This is a genomic window from Thermococcus cleftensis, assembly GCF_000265525.1.
GTDB classification, from domain to species: Archaea; Methanobacteriota_B; Thermococci; order Thermococcales; family Thermococcaceae; genus Thermococcus; species Thermococcus cleftensis.
The window spans coordinates 746,927-766,321 of record NC_018015.1; the positions used below are offsets into that span (position 1 = coordinate 746,927).

A 19,395-nucleotide genomic window follows, 5' to 3' on the forward strand; every position below is an offset into this window, starting at 1 on the left:
GAACATCCAGCAGAGCAACTTCCTCCTTTTACAATGCTAGACCAGAAGTCCTCACCACACGTAGAGGCACAAAGACCCGAGCATATAAACCCCCCTGCAAAGCATATAATCGAGAGTACTCCTCCACTACTGCCTGCTGCAGCTATACAGACAAGGTAAAAAGTCCAGTGCATGACAAGTCGCAGAGATGAACGCACGCTGAGTAGTCATCGATGACTATAGCATACCCTAAGTTTGCTTTTCCATTGTACTCAGGAAGCTTAAGCCTCACTAGGTGCGAAAGGTGCCTTAACTCGTAAGCACTCCTGCCCCAAATCCAGTTCGTCTCATCACCCCTGGGGAGCTTCATGAGAACCTTGTTCAGAGTCCAGTAGTAATCTGAAAGCGTGAGATTACCAATTACCAGTACAGTATCCCCAACAGGAACTGCCCTGCTCTCATCATCAGGAGCGATGTTCATTCCAGTAACAAAAGCCCTGTACTCTCCAGTTTTAGGGTCAGTTAGGATTTCAGTGATTAGCGTAAAATTATACTGACTCCTCTCGGCTCTATAAACAAGGTTGTATATGGTGTAGTTAAAGGTGGCATTGTAAGCAGTAACCTTGATGAACAACAACTGTTCATGATTCCTTGTCATGTTGTACAGAGTGGTTATCGAAACATTAACGTGATCGCTCGTATTAAAAGCACCACAAGAACTGGCGTTCTGGCAAGCGCAGGGAGAATGCGTCAAATTAGTGAAGTTTAATGTTGCATTCACCCACGTGACGTTCATCTGAAGCTTACCATTCTCATCGTACCAAGCAACCACCGCCCTCCTAAAGGTTATGCTGGCGTTGTTAGTGCTCATTGCCATGGCCTGTGGAGCGGCAATCAACTGCAGGCTCAGCACCATAAAGACCAGAAACACGCCGAACGTCGCCTTTCTCCAGTTCATGGCCACCACCTGGCCAGTTGATTCTAATTTTTACTAGTTGGATTAGTTAACGTTTTTTCGTGGGATTTTCAATTTCTAACCGTATCAAAACGACGAGAACAAATCAAAAAGAGTATGAGTAAGGGAACGGACAAAAGAACACAAATGTCTATGTTTTTAGGTCATCCATTATGAACCTTCAGCCTCAACCACCCAAGAAACGTCCCGAAGGGAAGGAAAATCGTCGTAAATATGTACAGGAGCCTGAACACCGTTAACAAAGATTCCCTGATAAACGAGGCACTGTAATCCCCAGTGACTATCATCAAAGCTACCATCGCCCCAAATCCATAAAAGATGCCGTAAAACAGGCGCCAGGCTCCGCTTTCGGCGTATTTCTTCCCCAGCAACCCTTCTGCCACAAGTTTCCTGGTTATCTTGTAGTCTTTTTCAGACACAACCGCGAAAAGTGCCCCAATCAGGCCACTTAGGACTATGTTGTCAATTACGAACAGGTACAGCCCGGAAGTGACGGCCACAAAATTTACAACGATCCTGATTTTAAATATCCGCTCGGATATCACATACTTGTGAGCCATTATGGAATAGTACCAGCTGGCCAAAACAAAAACGTAAAGCGCCATCGAGAGGCTCTTTTCCAGACTCACCCCTGAGGAGTATGCGATTGCAAACACTAAGAAGGACGTTGAAAGTTCCTTGAGGAAGTTTCGCCAAGAATAGACGACTTTTTCGGGTGTTTTCTTATCCCTCTCGTGTATCATTGCCACGAGAAACAGCACAGACGTGCCGATTATGAACAAAACGCCGAGCACTTTGGCGAGAGGGATGAAAGAGGTGCCCGGTTTTGCAAACGCCGCGTGGATAAGCTCAAATAAAAGCACTCCAAACCCAAACGAAATCAGAAAAAAGAGTATAAGCCCAATACTTGGAGATTTTAAAAATTGAGACTCTCTCTGCTGTTTATCCTGTCTTTTCCAGAAAATATGCGCAGAGGTGTAGAGAAGTGACAAGATGACTGCAAATAAGAAGCTTTCCCCCAATGAAAGCGAAAGGGCGTAGTGGAACAGGATTGCCAGAAAAACTGCCCCGATAAAAAAGTTTAGAAGGAGAAAATGTTTCTTCCCGCTCATCCACATACCACCTCACAAGCTCCGGTACAAGCTGGAGCGCACGCATATTCTTCACAGAAAAATGAAAATGGCCCCAGTTTTGTACATGCAGCTGAGCAAAGTCCTGCACAGAATCCACCACACCCTACCGAACAGAGATCGGTAGTTCCTGTACAAGCAACACTACAGCCAAAACCACAGGCACCTCCCCACAAGATTGAGCAGGTTATGCCACACAGCGGATTTTCTGCAACGATTCCGCATAGTAGGAAACAGAAAGGGGTTGTAGACAATGAACATATGAGCCCACAACTTGATGTACATGTATCATCCATTATTATGACAGTGCCGTGTCCTACTATATTATAGTCTCCTAAACCCCTCTCAGTTTTCTTAGCTAGATCGTTAAGCTCAATCCTGACTTTATTCCAGATCCAGCTTGTGGTATCGTTCTTCCTGATTTCATTCAGCACTTTGCCAACAAATCTATAGTGGTCAGCAAGAGGGGTTTTGTTCGCGAAGAACACTATATCCGCTACAGGTTGGGCCTTACTATCCCTCGGTTCGATATTCACCATTGTTGTGAACAAGTTAGTGCCGTTTATGGGTATTATTCTTGTAATAACACTTAGATTATACTGACTCCTCTCAGCCTTGTAAACGAGGGCATATATGGTGTAGTTGAAAGTCTCGTTGTAAAGGGTTATCCCAAAGAACAACAACTGCTCGTGCTTCCTCGTCATGTTGTAAAGCGTAACCACTGAAACATTAAAGTTTGCAGTCAAGTTTGAGGCACTACAGAAGCTTGAGTTGTGGCATGCACAGGAGGCATTAGTCAAGTTCGCGAAGTCAATGGTCTTATTCACCCACGTGACGTTGAGCTGGAGCTTACCATTCTCATCGTACCAGGCAACTACAGTCCTCCGGAATGTTACGCTGGAATTGCTGGCAGTTAAAGCCTTGGTCTCCTGGACAGTCCCCAACTGGAGACTCAACAGCATAGCAAGCAAAAGCAGAGCACCAACCTTCCGGACCCAACCATCCATAGACACACCCCTATGTGTATGTTACATTAAAATCCTTAAAATTTTTCCAATTACAAGTTTGAATCAGTTCCGTTTTTTTCGTAGGATTTTCAATTTCCAACCATAGCATCAAGAAGAGAACAAGACAAAAGAAGGGAGAGTAAAAGAGCGAACAAAAGAACACGGCTGAGCAGGCCAAAATTGAATAACAACTAGACCAAACCTGTACTCTATTCCAGAAAGACTCCAAATCTTGAACTCCAACCAAAAGTCGGGAGAACAGAAAAAGGTAGGAGAGCCAAAGCTCAAAGCCTTCAGTCGAGGTCGCTGCCGAAGTCGTTGCCTCCGCCCTCGCCGCCCTTGTCCTTCTCGAGCTTGCTGGCGGCGATGACGTCGTCGATCCTGAGGATCATTATCGCAGCCTCGCTGGCGCTCTTGATGGCCTGCTTCGGAACCCTGACCGGGGCGATGACGCCGCGCTCGAACATGTCAGCCGGCTCGCCCTCGAAGACGTCAACGCCGATGCTGGCGCCCTTCTCCTTGTGGGCGGCAATGACCTTAACGAGGGTCTCGACCGGGTCAAGGCCAGCGTTCTCCGCGAGGGTCCTCGGTATGACCTTGAGCGCCTCGGCGAAGGCCTCGATGGCGAGCTGCTCCTTGCCGCCAACCTCCTTGGCGTACTCGTCAAGCCTTATAGCCAGCTCGATCTCCGGAGCACCGCCAGCTGCCACGATCTTGCCGTCCTCGACGATGTCCTTGACGACCTTGACAGCATCTTCGAGCGCCCTCTCGACCTCGTCAACGACGTGCTCGGTACCGCCCCTGATGAGTATGGTTACCGCCTTCGGGTTCTTGCAGCCCTCGACGAAGATCATGTTCTCGCCGGCGACCTTCCTCTGCTCGACGAGCTCGGCCTCACCGAGGTCCTCCGGGGTGAGGTCGCGGACGTTGGTGACGATCTTGGCGCCAGTAGCTTTCGCGAGCTTCTCCATGTCGCTCTTCTTGACCCTGCGAACGGCCATTATGCCGTACTTGGCGAGGTAGTGCTGGGCGAGGTCGTCGATGCCCTTCTGGACGAAGACGACGTTCGCTCCAACCTCCTTGATCTTCTCGACCATCTCGCGGAGCATCTTCTCCTCCTGCTCAAGGAAGGCCTGGAGCTGCTCCGGGCTGGTGATCCTTATCTCAGCGTCGGTCTCGGTCTCCTTGACCTCGAGGGCCTCGTTGATGAGGGCTATCTTCGCGCCCTCAACCCTCTTGGGCATGCCGGGGTGGACGACCTCCTTGTCGATGACGACGCCCTTGATGAGCTGGGTCTCGCGGACGCTCGCGCCCTCCTTCTTCTCGAACTTGATGTTGTCGAGGTCCACCTTGTACCTGTCGCCGACCTTCTCGGCGACCTGCTTGACGGCCTCGACGGCTATTTCGGCGAGGTACTCCCTCTCCTCCTCGGCGGCCTTACCGGTGATGGAGGTGACCGCGGCCTTCTTGAGTATCTCCTTGTCCTCGACATCAACGCTCTTGGCTATCTCGTCGAGTATCTCCTGGGCCTTCTCGGCAGCGAGAGCGTAACCCTTGATGACTATGCTCGGGTGAATGTTCTGGTCGAGGAGCTCCTCGGCCTTCCTGAGAAGCTCGCCAGCGATGACAACGGCGGTGGTGGTACCGTCACCAGCCTCCTTGTCCTGGGTCTTGGCGACTTCAACCATCATCTTGGCAGCGGGGTGCTGGATGTCCATCTCATCGAGTATGGTGGCACCGTCGTTGGTGATGACGATGTCACCGAGGCTGTCCACGAGCATCTTGTCCATACCCTTCGGACCGAGGGTGGTCCTTATGGTCTCGGCGACTATCCTAGCGGCCAGAATGTTGAGCCTCTGGGCGTCCCTTCCAACGTACCTCTGGGTTCCCTCGGGCAGAATAACAACCGGCTGTCCAGCGAGCTGGGCCATCTCCCCTCACCCCCTCCCGCTTTTGTTTTTGAGGAATGAGAGGTTTTAGTTACAATTGGTGCTTCCGCTTTATCGTTCCTTTGGACTATTTATAAATTTTTCGGTTACGTTGCCTCCATGGTGTTCGCTTGGTTCCATTGGGTTTTGAGGAAACCGCTGACGTAAACCCTCAGGCCAAGCTCCCCCAGTTTTTCTTTGAGTTCATGGACTTCTTTCCCGGGCCAGCAGTGAGCGGAGCACCAGTCCTCGTCGCGAGGATTTGTCAGCGGTTTTCCGACGAGCGGATTAAGGACGACGTAAAAGTCCGTTTTGATGTGTCCGAGCCCTTCCTCGACCCATGGCCATACGTCAAAGCCCCTCGGCACCGGGATTCTGAGTTCGAGCGGGATTTCGTAGTCCGAAACGACTTCAAGCCCCCTGAGGAAGAGGTTCCAGAGCCGTTCAGCAACTTCGGTAGGGAGACCGTACAGCTCGGGCGGTGCCTTGAGGTCAGTTGCTATGTGATCTACCAGCCCCGCCTTCAGGAGTTTTTCAAGCGGTCCGACGAGGGTGAGGTTGGTGTTCAAACTCACCGGCACGTCGAGAAGCTTAACTTTGGAGAAGAGCGAGCTCAGCTCCCACCATTGCATCAGCGGTTCTCCCCCTGTGACGTGAAGGTAATCAACGAGGAACGAGCTGGATTCGAGCTCCTCCAAGAGAAGTTTCCTATCCAGGGGGAAGCAGTCGAGGCCTTCAGCTATGCGCCAGTTGTGGCAGAAGGGGCATTTCAAGTTGCAACCGCAGAGCCACAGCGTGAATGTTACCTTTCCGCGGACGTCAACCATGCTGACGCTCTTCCAGCCACCTGTGAGCATCGAATCACCCCCAGGAGAAAAGAAAACGTCAGGAGGAGTAGTGCCTCCTCGTCCAGAACTCCTTCTTCCTGAAGGGGTTCCAGTTTTTGAGCGGGCGGTAGTAGCCGATAATCCTGCTCCATATCTCGACGTTCTCGCTTCCGCAGCGCGGGCAGTGAGTGTGAAGGCCGGTTGTCGAGTAGTTACAGTCGTTGCAGACGGTCAGGGCCGGCGTGTAGCTCCAGTAAACCAGCTCGGTCCTCATGAGCCTCTTGGTGAGCTTCGCCAGTGCCTCCGGATCAGGCTCCTCCCCGAGGAAGATGTGCATCATAACTCCGCCGGTGAAGCTCCTCTGGACCTTTTCCTCGACTCTTATCCGGTCGGCCAGCTCGAGGGAGCCGTAGTAGGGCGCTATGCTGGTTGAATAAATCGGGTTCTCGGCGTCGCTGAGGTACTCCTCAAGCTCCGGGAAGTCGCGGAGGTCTTTGAGGGCGAGCTTCGCCGCGGCACTCTCACCGGGAACCTCCTCGACGTTCCAGGGCGTTCCGGTTTCTCTCATCCACTCCCTCGCTTTGGCTGTGGCGAACTCGACCATCTCCTTCATGAGTTCAGCGGCTTTGAGCCAGTCCCTTCTGCTCCCTTCCTCCCAGAGCTTCGGTTCGTTGAGGTAAATCGCTGCCGCCTCAGGAAGGCCGAGGATTCCGATAGTGTTGAAGTGACTGCTCGGGAACTCCTCGAGGTAGAGGTGAATCATGCTGTACATGTGCCTGTAATTCGTTATCAGCCTCACGTAGCGCTCCCTGAACCAATCGGTGGTGTCCCGGACGACCTGGAGAACGCGCTCGTACTCTTCCCAGAACCTATCGTCGTCGCCTCTAGCTTTGAGTGCAAGCCTCGGAAGGTTGACTGTCGTGACGTTCACGGAGCCTGTGATGTCTGGCATCGCCCAGAGCCCACCGAAGCGCTGGCGTTCAAGCTTTTCTAGGGTCTCTTCTTCGACGCTCTTCCCGGAGATGCCGAAGGCGAAGGCCATCTCGGTTTTGTCAATGGCTATGCGGCAACACATCGCGTAGCTCGCATCGGGGTCAACTACGTTCGTGTTGAGCCAGTAGAAGCTCCCGCGCTTTGAGGCTGTTGTAAAGACGGCCTCGAAGACCTCCGGATCGTCCCAGAGCATTTTAGCCGTGACCATCAGCGTCGGAATCGGGAACGTGAAAGGCTGGCCCAGGGCATCTCCCTCGCGGAGGACCTCCGTTAGGGCTATAAAGAACTCCTTCGCTTCCCTCTCGTATTCACCGAGGGGTTCGGCCTTCCTTCCGGCGTAGATGGCGTGGTCGCCCTCGAGCATCTTCTTCGGCGCGTCCAGCGTCACGGTGAAGTTGGTAAAAGGGGTCTGCATGCCCACCCTGCTTGGATAGTTGAGATTGTAAACCAATCGCTGGATGTTCTGCCGTATCTTCCTCCTGTCGAGGCCCTCCTTCCTCACGAACGGTCCCGCGTACCACTCGACCGAGCTTAGAGCCTGCGCCCCGCTGAAGTAGTGCTGCATGGTTATGAGGTAGTTGGCTATGTGGTCGACGTAGGTGTCGAAGTGCCTGGCCGGCCTCGAGACGATCGTCGGGGTTTTGAGACCCTTCTCAAGGAGCCTCGCCGTGCTGTGGCCCGTGCAGTAGGGTATGTAGAGGCTGTAGGGAAGCTTGTGGATGTAGATGTCCCCGGAAAAATGGGCCTTCCTTCCCCCCTCAGGAATGAGCGAGAGGCTCTCCTTTAGCGCTTCTTCCATCACGTAGGCGAAGAAGCCAGTCGGGCCGGGATAGCGGTTCGCGTTCTCCAGAACGTCGAGACTGCTCCAGCCGGCGTACTCCTGGATCACATCTTTCTTCAAGGTCTCCATGAGGATCACCTGGATAAATTATCCAATGATTGGAGGGGTAAACGCCCGATATAACGCTTCCCCTTGAACCCGCGGTCGTTTTTCCAAGACTGCCCCACGAGATTACGCCAAACGACAATATGGACAAAATATCCATAACTTTAAGACAATCAAACTGACAACGTACACCACCCAAAGAATAAATATCGACAAATAGTCGTCATTAATGCAAAATGATGGGGCAATATTTGACGATAAGATGCCCCCCTCCGGGCAGCCATAGCTTTTTAACCCGTTCGGCCAACCGAAGGACGGTGATGTAAAGTGGCCGATGTCAAGGCTGAATGGGAGAAGGCTTTAAGCGAGAAGGACTGCGAGAGGCTTTTGGAGCTCTTTGACGATTACATCGACTCCATCGAGAAGGAAGAAGAGCTGAGGGAAGAGCTTGGAAGGCTCGGGGAAATCGCGGTCGAGTGCGAGGACCCCTACGACCTGCTCCACGAGATTGGCCACGTCTATGCTCATCTTGATGACGTTGAGAGCGCGGTAGAGCTATACAGGAAGGTCGTTGAGAGAAAGAAGGACGACCCCGAGGAGTACGCGACCGCGCTCTACTACCTGGCCGACGCCTACGAGCACTTCGGAATGCCAGAGAAGGCCATAGAAACCTATGAGAAGCTCCTCGAGCACGAGGAAAACGTTCTGAAGAACGACAAGGAGATAGCCCTTACCCTGGCGAACCTCGCGGTGAACCACGACGAACTCGGAGAGACAGAGAAGGCGATAGAGCTGATGGAGCGCGCGAGGGAGATATTCGAGCGCATAAACGACGAGAAGAACCACCTGATAAGCCTCCTCGATCTGGCCCACTTCCACTACGAGCTCGGGAATTACGATGCCGCAGAGGCCCTAATAAACGAGGTCCTCAGGAACCCGAGGGACGACGAGATTGAGATAAACGCCAAGCTGGTGGAGGCGGAGATACACGCGGGTAGAGAGGACTACGATAAGGCCTTCAGGGCGATAAGAGATGCACTCGTCAAGGCCATCAACGTGAGCGACGACGTCTTTGGCCTCGTCTTCGACACTCTGGTGGATTTCATCGAGGGCCTCTTCAACGAAAACGCCTACGAAACGGTCGCGGAGAACATGGAGGCCTTTGCCGAGCTCTTCGAGGACGATACGGCACACTTCTTCAGGGCCATAGCGGAGCTGGCCCGCTGGAAGGCCGGGGACGATGAGGCCAAGAAGCGCTTCGATGAGCTTTACGCCAGGGTGGAGAACGAGGAGCTTCGCTCGATACTCGACGAGTGGAAGAGGCCAAAGTTGAGTTTAAGTTTGGGGCTTTAAGCCTTTATTCCCTCCTTCAGCCCTTTTATATAGCGCTCTATCTCCAGAAGCTCTTTCTGATAACGTTTTCGCCGGCGTTCCATATTTCAATCCCAACGACGTTCCCGTTCTCGTCATACTCGAACCACACATCGTCGTCAACCTCGTCAGTGTCTGCCACAGGGCCCTCCCGAATGAGGATGTAGAGGATGTCGGCCTTTGGGTCATACCTAACTTTCATACCTCAACCCCCCTCCGGGATGATAATCTTCGCTCAATGATTTTGCCGAGGCTTTTGCTGGTGTCTATGACGGTTATCACTTCAATGGTATCGTCTCTTTTATCGTAGGCTACTATCAGCCAGTGGTTGGGGACGTTTCTCGGGCCAATCGCAACAAAATGACCCGAGCGCAGGTCATAAACTGCCTCCCCGGTAAATTTACGGTGGTCTCCACTTCTTCAATGCCAATCTCCCGTTCTCTAAGTCTTTCCTTTGCATGGTCAGTTAAGACGATTCCCATCAAACACATTTCGGCTGAAAAACTAAAAATATTGTGTTTTGCGTTTCTTCTGAAAACTGCATTCAAGAGTGATAACAGTATAGAGAAAAGATGTGAGGATTCAAATCCTCGAAACGGTCTCGACCTGGGCGCTCTCGACGTTCTCAACCTTCTCGAAGAGCTCGGCGACCTCGTCGTAGGAGTAGCCCTCCTCGTCCTTTCCAAGGACGTAGAACTTGAGGGCGACGAGACCAAAAGCTATAGGCTCGCGCTCGACCTTGGCGAGGCCGAACCTCTCGGGGATAACGGCCTTCAGCTTCTCCTCGAGCTCGTCGAGGTTCACATCGGGGTCGGTCGGCATGACCTTTATAACGCCAACAAGGTTGAAGTCGCTCATTCCTTTTCACCTCCTAATTCACGGCCCCTCCCAGCCGCACTTGGGGCACTTGTAGGGGACGCTTAACACCCTGCAGCTTTCGCAGCGCCAGATTATCTCCTCGCCGCAGTTCGGGCAGACGAAGTGAGTGGCGTGCTCCCTAGGGGTTATCTCCTTTCCGCATGATGTGCATACGGGTATCTCGAACTTGGCTTCCACTGCGAACACCTCCGAGAAAGGTGGTTTTTAATCACTGGTGGGCATTGCGGGGGTTGGCTTATAAGCTTTTCCCCGAGGGAGATGGCTTTAATCGGGATAAATTCGCTGACTCATGTCTATATACCAAGTCATCAAACAGTAATTTTTCCGCACTTCCTTACCAGACAGGTCAGTATCCTGGAAGGATTTTCAGCAAATGCAGACCATCTTGAAACCGTGTGAAGATGCGGGGTTCCACCCCGCACCCCTCTTTTTTCAATCTATTGGGGGGCTCCGCCCCCTCGCCCCCCGAGGTTTAACTTATCTCCCCCTGTTCTTTAGGGAGACACCTCACGTAATGAGTGCTCCGGAGAAATGAGAGGTCCCCCATTATGGGGAACGTCCAAAATAGTACATTAAGAGTTGCGGGGGTTAACCAAACCTTAACAGCACCGGCTCCTCTCATACGGACAGGATAAAGGGAACTGCGAAAAGCTCAAAGCATCAGGAGAAACAGTTCACGGGGGACAAACCACACGCCATTTCTGTTTTCAAGCTTTCCGTTATGGACGACCACACCACAGTCCAGGCCGGTCTTTTTCATCGTTCTTAGAACCTGCTTAGTTCCTTTCTTCCCCCATCCAACTTCAACGACAATGCCCATTTTCCCCCACTTAAGATGAAGTCGGCCCCTCCCTTCTGGGCATCGTAGTGAAGGCGAAACTTCTACCTTCTAGTCTGTCCAAACAGAACAAAATCCCTATGTTTTAGTCGACTTAAGCAGACTAGAGCCTAAATTTGTTGGTGGATATTAACCTGGAGTTTCTGTCTTATAATCTCTGAAGGACAGTGTCCTTAGAACCACGCGCAAACCTTCCGCCAGCACTGAAAATGTTGCCGGGCAAGGTTGCTCATCAAGCTCGAAAAGAACATCCCTTCAGTTCCCAGGCTCATCGAATGGCATATGTACTCAGATCGGCGACAAACATGTTCATTAATGGATAAGTCTCCACATGGTCAGTAACTGACTATGTGGAAAATTATACATCACCAAACACATTTGCCACAATGGGGTCAAAGATTGTATACCTATCATGTCCCACTTGTTCGATGTACCCATAATCATCGAGCTTGATGAGCAACCTTCTCAATAAGGAATCGTCCAACTTTGTGTAGCTCCTTACCTCTCCGAACTTCGCATATCCCCTCTCATGAACTTTCTTCGCGATAATCCTCATGACCTTTTCGTAGTTTGATTCTTTTTTCTTGTCTTTTCTCAGTTGCTTGAACTCGCTTATCACATTCTTTTTAGCCTTCTCAATCATATTTTTGAGCGCTTTTCTGTGAGTGTAGCCTTCAAGGCGGTCATTTGCATAATCAATGAGCCAGCCCGGCGTGCCACCTACCCCATCATACGCAAGTATGAGTTCATCGAAATCATAATCATCAAACTCGTTTTGCTCAAAGCCCTCCTCAAGGAAGCGTATTGTTTCGTTGGGGCTGAAACGGTTGAGGTGGATACGTTTTTCAAAGCGTCCATAGAGCGGGGAATCGCCATCATCAACCGCAAGCCATTTTTCGAGTATGCCAACTTGTGAACCGGTGAAGATAAGTTTTATGTTTTGTAACTCTGGTGAATCAAGTACCGATGCAAAAAGTTCTCTGAGGTCATTCTGTCCATATCTCAGTTCCTGCGCTTCATCAAAGGCTATTACGAAAGTGTGGTCTGTTTCTCCTAGAGCGTCGAATATCTCGGCGAGGGAAAGCTCTTCCTTATTTTCCCACGCCGCCTCGATGAACGGGAGTTTCACGGTTATTTTCGCAAAAGGAAATATTTCTTTGAAACGCTTTTTTCCCGATAAGAGTCCAGTCATTTTTTGAGCTATGAGGTTTTCTGGATAGTTTTTGTTCATTGAGATTACTTTCCTCACATCGATTACAATGGTCTGGTAGTTTTTTGATTCGTGTAACTCGTTGAGTGTAGAGTAGAGAAAGCTTGTTTTACCAACTCTTCGGGGACCGGTAATTATGAAGAATCTCCTGTTTGGGTTCAGCATCCATTTTTCGAACTTATATACATGATAGTCCCTTCCGAAAAGATCACATATGCGGGTTTTTGGTGCCGTGCTGAAATAGTTCGGCTTTTGACATCCCATAGCTTCCACCACATAAGGTTTCAGGGAGATATAGATAAAAATTTAATGTAATTCTCGCACAGAAATTTTCAGAACAGGCAACTACCCCCACCAGCGCCGAAGCTTTTGGAAAATGTTCAACCAAAAGGTAGTAGCTCTTCGCAAAGAACGCCCATGTGGGTAAGAGATTTTATGCTTCAAGTGCACAGTTTTCAAGTGGAGAACACTTTAAAGAGAATCCATTGAAAGGGGTTTACTTTCTCCCGACGCCCTTCAGGTGTCTATCTTAGAGTTAAACCCCTACACAAAGAACAATTTAACAAGTTCTCACACTCAAAACGGCCATTGGTGAGAAATCACCCAAGGATTTAGTTTTCCAAAAGGAGCTACAAACTTTGATGAAACTTTTCGCCAGAAAAGTTTCTTATGGTGGGCCCGCGGGGCTTCGAACCCCGGACCTCCCGCTTATCAGGCGGGCGCTCTGACCAGGCTGAGCCACGGGCCCAGGAGAAGGATTCTGGTGCCCCGGCCGGGATTTGAACCCGGGTCGCGGGATCGAGAGTCCCGCATGATTGACCGGGCTACACCACCGGGGCGTGTCCGAGATTAGGGAGGAGGGAGGGTTTAAAAAGTTTTCGGTCGGCTGCCATTGCAACCCATCTCCTACTAAAAACATCTCCGCAGAATAGGAGGGCAAAGAAACGAGAACGATTGACATATTACTGTCAAAAATCACCCGCCCAGCCAGGTTTAAAGGACACGGCGCTAACAAATGTCCCGAGGAACACGGTGAAGATTCATATCTAGCACCTGAACAGGGCGATTTTCTTACAAGTAACGTTCAGGTTGCAGACTTCAGTATTCACGGTGGTTAGAAAAGCTTAAAAGACAGGAGGCAACAAATCAATACCCGATTCAAATATGACTCATGTTTTGAGCAATGAATGTTATTCGAATCAGAATGGAAAATCTGAACGTATCCCAACGATGCCACCGGTGGGGCCCATGCACGACGAAACCCTTGTGGTTGTCCCCGGTTACAACAAGAAGATTCAAAAACAAAACAAAATGGAGGGTGCGTTGCTATGGCAAACTTTTTTGTTCACCCCTTAGCGGTTGTTGAAGAAGGGGTCAAAATCGGTGAAGGGACCCGTATCTGGCACTTTGCTCATGTGCGGAAGGGTGCCAAAATAGGAAAGAACTGCAACATTGGAAAGGACGTCTACATCGACGTTGATGTCGAGATTGGCAACAACGTGAAAATACAGAACGGAGTGAGCGTTTATCACGGCGTCAAGGTTGAAGACGATGTTTTTCTCGGTCCGCACATGACCTTCACCAACGACCTCTATCCCAGGGCCTTCAACCAGGACTGGGAAGTAGTTCCAACGCTCGTGAAGAAGGGTGCGAGCATAGGCGCCCATGCCACCATCGTTTGCGGTGTCACAATAGGAGAGTATGCAATGGTAGGAGCCGGAGCCGTTGTCACCAAGGACGTTCCACCTTTTGGACTGGTTTATGGTAATCCTGCCCGTCTGAAGGGGTTCGTCTGCTACTGTGGGAGAAAACTAAAGGAAAAAATTGGAGAAGACGAAGAGCACGTCATCTTCAAGTGCTCCCACTGCGGGCGAGATGTTAAAATAAGGAAAGAAGATTATGAGCGCTACCTTAAGGAGAAAGACCTGTGAGGCGATGAAAATGAGACGCATACCAATCGCCAAGCCCATGATCGGAGAGGAGGAGATAAACGCCGTTGTCGAAGTCTTGAAGAGCGGAATGCTGGCCCATGGAAAGGAAGTGGAAGCCTTCGAGAGGGAATTCGCCGATTATTTGGGTGCCAAACACGGTGTTGCCGTCGCCAACGGCACAGCGGCCCTTGACGTTGCCCTCAAGGCCCTCGGGATAGGGCCGGGGGACGAGGTCATCACGACTCCGTTCACGTTCATCGCATCGGCCACTTCAATCCTCTTCCAGAATGCAAAGCCGGTTTTTGCTGACATCGATCCGAAAACTTACAACCTCGATCCAGACGAGGTTCTCGAGAAGATAACGGACAAGACAAAGGCAATTCTCGTCGTTCACCTTTATGGTCAGCCAGCCAATATGAAAATCCTCACAGAAATTGCCGAAGATTACAATCTATATCTCATCGAGGACTGCGCTCAAGCACATGGGGCAATGTTTGAAGGGCGAAAGGCAGGAACTTTTGGACACATAGCAGCGTTCAGCTTCTACCCGACGAAGAACATGACCACTGGCGAGGGTGGAATGGTTGTAACTAACGACGACGAGCTCGCGAGGAGGGCCAAACTTATCAGGAGCCATGGGCAGGCTGAAAAGTACCTTCACGTGGAACTCGGCTACAACCTCAGAACCACCAATATAGCTGGTGCCATCGGTCGCGTTCAGCTAAGAAAACTGGACGAGTGGAACAGGATAAGAAATGAAAACGCAGAGAGATTGAGCGAAGGTATCAGAAAGATTCATGGACTCGTTCCCCCGTACGTTGATCCTAGAGTTTACCACGTCTTCCACCAGTACGTGATCAGTGTTGAGGAGGACTTCCCAATGAGCAGAGATGAATTGATGACAAAGCTCCTCGAGAGGGGAATCGGCACGGCCGTCCACTACCCAATGCCTGTGCACCATCAACCCCTCTTCCAGAAGCTCGGCTATGAAAAGGACTGCTGTCCAAACGCAATAGAGGCGAGCAGAAAAGTCCTGAGCCTGCCGGTTCATCCAGCGGTGAGCGATGAAGACATCGCGTACATACTGGAAACTCTCAACGAGCTCGCCTCTTAACTCCCTTTATTTCGGTGATGAAAATGCTCAGGGTTGGAGTCGTTGGTGTCGGGAACATGGGGTACCACCACGCGAGAGTTTACTCCGAACTGGCAAGAGATGGGAAAGTGGAGCTCGTCGGTGTTGCTGATGCAAACTTTGAGAGAGCTAAAGAGGTTGCTAAAAAATTCAATACAATCCCCTACGCCAATTACAAAGAGCTGGCAAGGGAAAGGCTGGACGCGGTAACAATAGCAGTTCCCACCTCGTTCCACAAAGACGTCGCTGTGGAGTTTATTGAAGCTGGGACAAGCGTTCTTGTTGAAAAGCCGATAGCGGACACGATAGAAAACGCCAAAGCAATCATCACAGCCGCCGAGGAGGTCGGGGTCACCCTGATGGTAGGGCACATTGAGAGGTTCAACCCCGCGGTTCTAAAGCTCAAAGAAAAAATAGACGAGGGTCTTCTCGGTAAAATCGTCACGATAAGCGCCAAGCGCGTAGGCCCCATGGCCGCAAGAATACGGGATGTCGGAATAATCATAGACCTAGGCGTTCATGACATTGATGTCATCAGTTACTTGTTTGGAGAACCTGTTAGGACGGTCTACGCCCGAGCCGGAAACGTTGTTCATCCAGCGGGAGTTGAGGACCACGCACTAATAACCCTGGGCTTTGATGACGGAAGCGGAATCGTGGAGACTAACTGGCTCACCCCACATAAGACGAGAACCCTAACGGTAGTTGGCACCGCAGGCATAGCGTACGTTGATTATATTGATCAAACCCTAAAGATATACAACCACGAATGGATTCGCGAAGCCAAAATCGAGAAGAGAGAACCCCTCAGGAATGAGATTGAGCACTTCATCGAATGTGTGGAACATAAAAAAGAACCAATAACCGACGGGAAAGCTGGTCTTCACGCACTTAAAGTAGCAATTAAGGCCCTGGAGAGTGCAAAGAACGGCCGGGTCGTGGAGGTGGAATAATGAAGCTCATCGGGTTGAACAGGGAGGAGGTTAAAACCGCCATCAAGAGCGGTGAGGTTACAATAGCCGTCTACGGCATGGGGAAAATGGGCCTTCCCTTGGCGGCGGTCTTCGCGGACCACGGTGCCAGGGTCATAGGGGTTGACATCAACGAGAAGGTCGTCGAGATGATCAACAGAGGAGAGAACCACGTGAAGGAAGAGCCAGGTCTCGATGAACTCGTCAGGAGGAATGTCGAAGCCGGAAGGTTAGAGGCAACTACTGACGGAGTATGGGCGGCCAAAAAGGCTGATGTCATGATAATCCTCGTCCCAACCCTCACGGATGAGAGGGGCAACCTCAAGCTCGGCCCGGTCTACGATGTAGCTGAAAAGATATCCCAGGGACTGGAAAGGGGGGACATAGTCATTACGGAGGCCACCATGCCCCCGGGGACTACTGAGAGCTTGATTCCAATTCTGGAGAAGTCAGGACTCAAGCTCGGAGAGTTTGGCCTTGCCCACGCTCCCGAGAGAACCATGACGGGAACAGCTATCAGGGACATAACCGGCCAGTACCCCAAGATAGTCGGAGCGAGCGACGAGAAGATCCTTGAAGCCGTCATTGGCATCTATGAAACCATAAACAGGAAGGGAGTCATTCCAATGAGCTCCATTAAAGCGGCAGAGGCGGTAAAGGTCTTTGAGGGCGTTTACAGGGACGTTAACATTGCCCTCGCCAACGAGCTCGCCATGTGGTGCGAGGAGCACGGGCTGGACGCTCTCGAAGTCTTTCAGGCGGCGAATACACAGCCCTACTGCCACCTGCACATGCCAGGGGCTGGAGTTGGCGGTCACTGCATTCCAGTTTACCCCTGGTTCGTGATAAACCTCGCGAAAAAGACCAACCCCCGCCTGATCAAAACGGCCAGGGAAATCAACGACTCGATGCCTCACCACGTTGTCGAACTCACCGTAAAAGCCCTGAACCAGGTTGGAAAACCGCTGAAGGGAAGCAACGTCCTAGTGCTAGGATTGACCTTCCGGGGCGGCGTCAGGGAGTTCATGAAGGCCGCGGCAAAGCCCATAATTCAGGAGCTCAGAGAGTGGGGCGCCAACGTTTACGCCTACGACCCGCTGTGCACGCGGGAGGACGCGGAGCGTTTTGGTGCCGAGTGGAAGGAGGACTTCAAGGACATAGACGCGATAGTCATAACAGCCGATCACAGGGAGTTCAAGGAGCTCGACCTTGAGAAGCTGGCGGGGGAGATGCGCACCAAAGTGATAGTGGACGGGAGGAACGTCCTCGACCCTGAAAAGGCTAAAAAATTGGGATTCAAATATTATAGAGTGGGCTACACTCCCCAGTAACGGTGTCAACCTATGTATAGGGGTAAAAAGATTGGGGTCTCAGTTCCCGCTTACAATGAGGAAAAATTGATAGGGAGAACCATAGATGAGATGCCCGACTTTGTGGACAGGATATATGTAGTTGATGATGCTTCCACCGACAGAACCTCGGACGTGGTCAGAGAGATAATGAAAAAGGATGGAAGAGTTGAGCTGATACGGCACGAAAAAAATCAGGGCGTAGGCGGTGCCATTGTGTCAGGCTGGAAGAGGGGATTGGAGGAAGGTATGGACGTTCTTGCCGTTATGGCCGGGGATAACCAGATGGATCCCAAATACCTACCAAAACTTCTTGACCCGATAGTAGAAGGGAGGGCAGAGATAGCCAAGGGCACTAGATTTCACGGGGGATACTGGAAAGAGATGCCGTGGATACGCCTCTTTGGGACGTTTTTGCTGAACGTTTTGAACAAGATTGCCTCCGGGTACTGGAACGTTAACGATCCCCAAAATGGATACGTTGCCATTTCCGCAGAAGCCCTCAAAAAACTTGACTTGGATTCCCTCCACAGGGGGTACGCATTTGAAAACGACGTCCTTATAAAAGCAAACGTGGCAGGGCTCAGGGTCATTAATGTGCCCGTGAGAATACGATACCGGGTTGGGGAGGTGTCCAAGCTTAAAATATTAAGATTCGCATCTTCAACGAGCAAGTTCCTCTTAAAATCGTTTCTGTGGAGGGTATGGGTAAAGTATCTCCGCAGGGGGCATCCCCTTGGTGTACTGTACTATGCTGGGACTATTCTCATTATCTCTTCGCTAGGATTTGTTGTGATCTCCATCGACACAGCACTCAAGATATTTGGACTGGGAACACTCAGCTTTGGTTCAGCGTGTCTCATAGAGGCATGGAGGTACAACAAATGAAGACTGGAATCTTCATCAACACTCCGGCACAGTTTCACTTTTACCGTAACATCGCCAGGGAGCTCAAGGAGAGGGGAAACGAAGTAAAACTGCTGTTTAGAAAGTACGGCGAGATAGGAGACCTGCTCAGGGAGCTGGGGTACAACGCCACGATCTTCTCATACAGGGCCAACTCAAAATACGGGAAGATACTCGCCCTGCCCTTTGACGTTATAAGGGCGTACAAATATCTAAAAGATTTTAAGCCAGACGTGGTGACAGGGTTTGGGGTGTATGATGCCTACACCTCCCTGTTGCTGAAGAGCGGTTGCGTTGTCTTCAATGATTCCGAACCCAGGGTAAACCCGTTGTCGTATTCAGTCCAGTTCAAACTGTTCATGCCCTTCGTTGATGTCCTCCTAACCCCAGAGTCATTCAGAGATGACCTCGGTAGGAAGCACCTCAAAATAGCCAGCTACAAAGAGATGGCATACCTACACCCAAACTACTATTCCCCACGCGATGACATCCTCGATGAACTCGGAGTGTCCAAAGGAGAAGACTACGTTCTGCTGAGGTTTAACGCCTTTGACGCCGTCCACGACGCTGGCATCAGGGGGTTTACACGGGAGGACAAGGTAAGGCTTGTAAAAGAACTCGAAAAACACGCCACAGTTTTCATATCCGCAGAGGGCAAGGTGCCGAGGGAAATCGAGGGCAACGTCCTTAAAGTTCCCAAGAGCAGGATACACGATGTCATCTACTACGCAAAGCTCCTCGTCACGGATACACAGACAATGGCAACTGAGGGAGCGTTACTGGGAACACCAACGATCAGGAGCAACAAGTTCGTTGGTCCAAACGATATGGGAAACTTCATTGAGCTTGAGGAGCGCTTTGGGCTGATGTTCAACATCCGTAATCCAGAGAAAGCCATCCAAAAAGCCCTCGAGCTGGTGCAGGTGGAGAACCTCAAGAAGGAATGGCAGAAGAAGAGGAAGAAACTCCTTGAGGAGAAGATAGATATAACGTCGTTCATGGTCTGGTTCCTTGAGAACTACCCCGAGAGCATGGAGAAGTTCAGAGAGAATCCGGACATCCAATACCGCTTCAGGTGATGG

Annotated in this window: 18 protein-coding genes and 2 tRNA genes; 7 read left to right on the top strand and 13 right to left on the bottom strand. The window is 50.9% G+C overall.

Annotated elements, in window-relative coordinates; genetic code table 11:
- Positions 1-142 precede the first annotated feature (142 nt).
- The 6 genes from CL1_RS04235 to CL1_RS04260 form a co-directional block, all read right to left on the bottom strand.
- Positions 143-937 (bottom strand): hypothetical protein, encoded by a 795-nt coding sequence (locus CL1_RS04235; RefSeq protein ID WP_014788654.1) that lies wholly within the window; start codon positions 935-937, stop codon positions 143-145.
- Between the two features lie 161 nt (positions 938-1,098).
- Positions 1,099-2,067, bottom strand: coding sequence for a hypothetical protein (locus tag CL1_RS04240; RefSeq protein ID WP_014788655.1), 969 nt, complete (start codon positions 2,065-2,067; stop codon positions 1,099-1,101).
- Entirely contained in the window at positions 2,064-3,092 is a 1,029-nt protein-coding gene (locus CL1_RS04245) for a hypothetical protein (protein ID WP_014788656.1), read from the bottom strand. Before CL1_RS04245 ends, CL1_RS04240 begins: the two co-directional genes overlap by 4 nt.
- A gap of 293 nt (positions 3,093-3,385) precedes the next feature.
- Positions 3,386-5,023 (bottom strand): thermosome subunit beta, encoded by a 1,638-nt coding sequence (gene thsB / locus CL1_RS04250; protein ID WP_014788657.1) that lies wholly within the window; start codon positions 5,021-5,023, stop codon positions 3,386-3,388.
- Positions 5,024-5,127: 104 nt separating this feature from the next.
- Positions 5,128-5,877 carry an anaerobic ribonucleoside-triphosphate reductase activating protein gene (locus CL1_RS04255; RefSeq protein WP_048151920.1) on the bottom strand — a complete coding sequence of 250 codons (750 nt, stop codon included), beginning with the start codon at positions 5,875-5,877 and terminating at the stop codon, positions 5,128-5,130.
- A gap of 28 nt (positions 5,878-5,905) precedes the next feature.
- A complete protein-coding gene (locus CL1_RS04260; RefSeq protein ID WP_014788659.1) occupies positions 5,906-7,750 on the bottom strand; it encodes an anaerobic ribonucleoside triphosphate reductase in 1,845 nt (614 codons plus the stop codon).
- Positions 7,751-8,053: 303 nt separating this feature from the next.
- Here CL1_RS04260 and CL1_RS04265 point away from each other — a divergent pair, with 303 nt between their 5' ends.
- Entirely contained in the window at positions 8,054-9,079 is a 1,026-nt protein-coding gene (locus CL1_RS04265; RefSeq protein WP_014788660.1) for a tetratricopeptide repeat protein, read from the top strand.
- Between the two features lie 37 nt (positions 9,080-9,116).
- Here the strand turns inward: CL1_RS04265 and CL1_RS04270 are convergent, their stop codons facing one another.
- From CL1_RS04270 to CL1_RS04295, 7 genes are all read right to left on the bottom strand, one after another.
- Positions 9,117-9,299, bottom strand: a complete 183-nt coding sequence (locus CL1_RS04270) for a DUF2283 domain-containing protein (protein ID WP_014788661.1) — start codon at positions 9,297-9,299, stop codon at positions 9,117-9,119.
- Between the two features lie 380 nt (positions 9,300-9,679).
- The gene (locus tag CL1_RS04275; RefSeq protein ID WP_014788662.1) at positions 9,680-9,955 is read right to left on the bottom strand and encodes an elongation factor 1-beta; all 276 of its coding nucleotides are present in this window, start codon (positions 9,953-9,955) and stop codon (positions 9,680-9,682) included.
- Positions 9,956-9,973: 18 nt separating this feature from the next.
- A complete protein-coding gene (locus tag CL1_RS04280) occupies positions 9,974-10,153 on the bottom strand; it encodes a zinc finger domain-containing protein (RefSeq protein WP_012572828.1) in 180 nt (59 codons plus the stop codon).
- Positions 10,154-10,628: 475 nt separating this feature from the next.
- On the bottom strand, positions 10,629-10,796 hold the full coding sequence (locus CL1_RS10565; protein ID WP_237266277.1) for a hypothetical protein: 168 nt from the start codon (positions 10,794-10,796) through the stop codon (positions 10,629-10,631).
- Between the two features lie 376 nt (positions 10,797-11,172).
- Positions 11,173-12,300, bottom strand: coding sequence for an AAA family ATPase (locus tag CL1_RS04285; RefSeq protein WP_148267278.1), 1,128 nt, complete (start codon positions 12,298-12,300; stop codon positions 11,173-11,175).
- Between the two features lie 394 nt (positions 12,301-12,694).
- Positions 12,695-12,772 (bottom strand) — tRNA-Ile (locus CL1_RS04290).
- Between the two features lie 13 nt (positions 12,773-12,785).
- Positions 12,786-12,863, bottom strand: a tRNA-Glu gene (locus CL1_RS04295).
- A 489-nt stretch (positions 12,864-13,352) separates the two neighbouring features.
- Here CL1_RS04295 and CL1_RS04300 point away from each other — a divergent pair.
- From CL1_RS04300 to CL1_RS04325, 6 genes are read left to right on the top strand one after another with little or no spacing between them, the layout of a single operon-like run.
- Entirely contained in the window at positions 13,353-13,955 is a 603-nt protein-coding gene (locus CL1_RS04300; protein WP_014788664.1) for an acyltransferase, read from the top strand.
- A 10-nt stretch (positions 13,956-13,965) separates the two neighbouring features.
- Positions 13,966-15,069 carry a DegT/DnrJ/EryC1/StrS family aminotransferase gene (locus tag CL1_RS04305; protein ID WP_014788665.1) on the top strand — a complete coding sequence of 368 codons (1,104 nt, stop codon included), beginning with the start codon at positions 13,966-13,968 and terminating at the stop codon, positions 15,067-15,069.
- Between the two features lie 23 nt (positions 15,070-15,092).
- Positions 15,093-16,040, top strand: coding sequence for a UDP-N-acetylglucosamine 3-dehydrogenase (locus CL1_RS04310; RefSeq protein WP_014788666.1), 948 nt, complete (start codon positions 15,093-15,095; stop codon positions 16,038-16,040).
- Positions 16,040-17,389: a nucleotide sugar dehydrogenase gene (locus tag CL1_RS04315; protein WP_014788667.1), complete on the top strand. Its 1,350-nt coding sequence runs from the start codon at positions 16,040-16,042 to the stop codon at positions 17,387-17,389. Before CL1_RS04310 ends, CL1_RS04315 begins: the two co-directional genes overlap by 1 nt.
- Positions 17,390-17,401: 12 nt before the next feature.
- A complete protein-coding gene (locus CL1_RS04320) occupies positions 17,402-18,295 on the top strand; it encodes a glycosyltransferase family 2 protein (RefSeq protein WP_014788668.1) in 894 nt (297 codons plus the stop codon).
- A complete protein-coding gene (locus CL1_RS04325) occupies positions 18,292-19,392 on the top strand; it encodes a DUF354 domain-containing protein (RefSeq protein WP_014788669.1) in 1,101 nt (366 codons plus the stop codon). The genes CL1_RS04320 and CL1_RS04325 overlap by 4 nt, the downstream gene beginning before the upstream one ends.
- The last annotated feature ends 3 nt before the right edge of the window (positions 19,393-19,395 follow it).

Coding starts and splice junctions, on each gene's coding strand:
- CL1_RS04240 (WP_014788655.1), bottom strand. CDS start 2,067: ATGAGCGGGAAGAAACATTTTCTCCTTCTAAACTTTTTTATCGGGGCA.
- CL1_RS04305 (WP_014788665.1), top strand. CDS start 13,966: ATGAGACGCATACCAATCGCCAAGCCCATGATCGGAGAGGAGGAGATA.
- CL1_RS04320 (WP_014788668.1), top strand. CDS start 17,402: ATGTATAGGGGTAAAAAGATTGGGGTCTCAGTTCCCGCTTACAATGAG.
- CL1_RS04235 (WP_014788654.1), bottom strand. CDS start 937: ATGAACTGGAGAAAGGCGACGTTCGGCGTGTTTCTGGTCTTTATGGTG.
- CL1_RS04315 (WP_014788667.1), top strand. CDS start 16,040: ATGAAGCTCATCGGGTTGAACAGGGAGGAGGTTAAAACCGCCATCAAG.
- CL1_RS10565 (WP_237266277.1), bottom strand. CDS start 10,796: ATGGGCATTGTCGTTGAAGTTGGATGGGGGAAGAAAGGAACTAAGCAG.
- CL1_RS04245 (WP_014788656.1), bottom strand. CDS start 3,092: ATGGATGGTTGGGTCCGGAAGGTTGGTGCTCTGCTTTTGCTTGCTATG.
- CL1_RS04260 (WP_014788659.1), bottom strand. CDS start 7,750: ATGGAGACCTTGAAGAAAGATGTGATCCAGGAGTACGCCGGCTGGAGC.
- thsB (WP_014788657.1), bottom strand. CDS start 5,023: ATGGCCCAGCTCGCTGGACAGCCGGTTGTTATTCTGCCCGAGGGAACC.
- CL1_RS04275 (WP_014788662.1), bottom strand. CDS start 9,955: ATGAGCGACTTCAACCTTGTTGGCGTTATAAAGGTCATGCCGACCGAC.
- CL1_RS04255 (WP_048151920.1), bottom strand. CDS start 5,877: ATGCTCACAGGTGGCTGGAAGAGCGTCAGCATGGTTGACGTCCGCGGA.
- CL1_RS04300 (WP_014788664.1), top strand. CDS start 13,353: ATGGCAAACTTTTTTGTTCACCCCTTAGCGGTTGTTGAAGAAGGGGTC.
- CL1_RS04270 (WP_014788661.1), bottom strand. CDS start 9,299: ATGAAAGTTAGGTATGACCCAAAGGCCGACATCCTCTACATCCTCATT.
- CL1_RS04325 (WP_014788669.1), top strand. CDS start 18,292: ATGAAGACTGGAATCTTCATCAACACTCCGGCACAGTTTCACTTTTAC.
- CL1_RS04310 (WP_014788666.1), top strand. CDS start 15,093: ATGCTCAGGGTTGGAGTCGTTGGTGTCGGGAACATGGGGTACCACCAC.